Annotated in this window: 2 protein-coding genes and 1 pseudogene; 2 read left to right on the top strand and 1 reads right to left on the bottom strand. The window is 63.8% G+C overall.

All coding sequences use genetic code 11. The features are described 5' to 3' along the window. Positions 1-360 (bottom strand): ATP cone domain-containing protein (locus tag C2I19_RS21495; RefSeq protein WP_255410718.1); only part of this gene is annotated, 360 nt, incomplete at its 3' end. A 596-nt stretch (positions 361-956) separates the two neighbouring features. On the opposite strand from C2I19_RS21495, the gene nirK reads away from it, so the two are divergent. After that, positions 957-2,396, top strand: a complete 1,440-nt coding sequence (gene nirK / locus C2I19_RS21500) for a copper-containing nitrite reductase (protein WP_199181327.1) — start codon at positions 957-959, stop codon at positions 2,394-2,396. Continuing rightward, a pseudogene (locus tag C2I19_RS21505) lies at positions 2,393-2,658 on the top strand (formylglycine-generating enzyme family protein); the annotation flags it as partial. The gene nirK and the pseudogene C2I19_RS21505, both read left to right, overlap by 4 nt.

The raw sequence follows: 2,658 nt of genomic DNA on the forward strand, positions 1-2,658 counted from the left end.
GCGGTACAGCACGTAGGCGCGGGCCACGTCGTGCTCGCCGAAGCGCATCAGCGACAGTTCCACCTGGTCCTGGATGTCTTCGATGTGGATGGCGCCGCCTTCCGGCTTGCGGCGCATCAACGCGTTGACCACCTGTTCCGTCAATTGAGCCACCTTGTCGCGGATGCTGGCGGAGGTGGCGCCTTGTTGGCCCATGATGGCCAGGAAGGCCTTGGTCATGGCGATGGAGATCTTGACGGGTTCGAACGGCACCACCGCGCCATTGCGGCGAATGGTTTTGTACTGGCTGAAGTCGGCCTGCGGCGCGGCGGCCCGGCCGAGTTCTGCGGCGGTTTGCCCTTCAAAGGTGGTCAGTTGCATGTATCCCTCGATAAAGAGAAGTTTAAGTCCGGCCGCGCTGCGTTCTTGGCGGCAGGTCGGCTTGTGGACAAATCTGTTGAAAAGCTGTGTGCGGGCTGTGGGTAAACACAATATATACCGTCAACACCGCTAGGAATGCGCAAATTCTAGTGGTGGGAGCGATGTAGTTCAAGTCTTGACTTTGTGCGGAAATCCGGAAAACCGCGCCGTTATTGGCTTTGCGGGGCATGGAATTTTTTCTGCAAAAAATCGGCAACGGATAGGCCGGCCGCAAACGGTTGAAAGACGGCGCTTTGCTAGCAGAGGGGAAAGGCGCGGCGGCGGGCCACTAGATGTTGTGTAAACGCACTGTTGCAGCCTTGCTACGACGCCCGAATGAAAAAACGCGCCTTGGGATGGGGCGATCGCCGGCTATTTTTAGACAAGCGGGCCGCGTCCTTGGCGGCCACGCCACAGCGGCGCGGCAAAGCTTGAGCTTGGTCAAGCAAACATACGGTTGTCATTTCTTCCGCACTTTCTATGCCGCACACTGAACTTGTATTGAAAATACATTTAATGGCGGCGCGCGGCGCCGCTCCTGCAAGAGGAGCGTGACGATGGGCAAGATGCGTAAGGGAAAGCTGGCGCTGGCGGGCGCGCTGGCGGGGATGTTGGCAGGCGGATGCGGCGCGGCCGCCATGGCGGCGGGGACGGACGGCCTGCCCATCGAGCGGGAGGCGCTGGTGGCGCCGCCCAATCTGCCGCCGCCCATTACCCGCAAGGCGCCGGCGCGAGTGGTCGTGGAGCTGACGGTGGAAGAGGTGGAACGCGAAATCGCTCCGGGCTCGCGCTATATGTTCTGGACCTTCGGCGGCACAGTGCCGGGCAAGATGATACGGGCGCGCGAGGGCGACACCGTCGAGCTGCACCTGAAAAACCTGGCCAGCAACAAGCTGCCGCACAATATCGACCTGCACGCGGTCACCGGCCCCGGCGGCGGCGCGCCGCAAACGCTGGTGGCGCCGGGCAAGCAGGCGGTGTTCACCTTCAAGGCTTTGAATCCGGGCCTGTATGTATACCACTGCGCCACCGCGCCGGTGGGCATGCACATCGCCAACGGCATGTACGGCATGATCTTGGTTCAGCCGAAGACGCCGCTGCCCAAGGCGGACCGCGAGTATTACGTGATGCAGGGCGAGTTCTACACCACCACCGGCTACCGCGCCGGCGGGCTGCAGCCTTTCGACATGCAAAAGGCGATAGACGAGAAACCCAGCTACGTGCTGTTCAACGGCGCGGATCGCTCGTTGACGGGCAAGAACGCGCTGACGGCCAAGGCCGGCGAAAAGGTCAGGATTTACTTCGGCGTGGGTGGCCCCAATCTGACGTCTAGCTTCCATGTCATCGGCGCCATTTTCGACAAGGTGTACACCGAGGGCGGCTCCGCCTTCCAGCGCAATGTGCAGACCACCATGGTGCCGTCCGGCGGCTCCGCCATCGTCGAATTCACGCCCAAGGTGCCCGGCAACCTGACCCTGGTGGACCACTCGCTGACCCGCGCCTTCAACAAGGGGGCGATAGGCTTGCTGGCGGTCAGCGGACCGGACAAGCCGGATATCTATGGCAAGGGGCAGATCAGCGATATAGGCGCGTCCGCGCCGGCGGTGAGGACCGCGCCGGGCGAAGAGGCGCCAATCAACGCCGAGCCGCCGCAGGCGCATGAAAGCAACCCGGCGGATCATGGCCAGGCGGTGTTTTCCAAAAACTGCGTGGCCTGTCACCAGGCCAACGCCCAGGGCGTGCCCGGCGTGTTTCCGCCGCTGGCCAATTCGGACCTGATCCAGAAAACGCCGCTGGAGGCCGCGCGCATCATCCTGGGCGGCCGCGCCGGCCAATTGACGGTGAACGGCGTGAGCTACAACGGCGTGATGCCCTCGCTGGACTTGTCGGATGAGGAGGTGACGGACGTGCTCAACTACGTCAGCGTGAAGTTCAACCAGGGCAAGCCGGTGGTGACGGTGGACGACGTGAAGAAACTGCGGGCGCAAAAGCCATGAGACTGGCCGCCTGGTGCTTGGCGGCGTGCGTGGCCGGCTTGCCGACGGCCGCCGCCGCCGCGGAGTACGTCGCCATTCCCGGCGGCCCTTTTCGCAGCGCGCTGTCGGCGGACGGCGCCGCCGTGCGGCTGGCGGCGTATCGCTTGCGCGCCGCGCCGGTCACCAATGCCGAGTTTCTGAGTTTTGTGAAGGCGAACCCGGCCTGGCGGCGCGGCCGGGCGCTCGCGCTGTACGCGAATGAGGGCTATCTGGCCGCCTGGCG

This window comes from Chromobacterium alticapitis (genome assembly GCF_002924365.1).
In the GTDB taxonomy this organism is placed as follows: Bacteria; Pseudomonadota; Gammaproteobacteria; order Burkholderiales; family Chromobacteriaceae; genus Chromobacterium; species Chromobacterium alticapitis.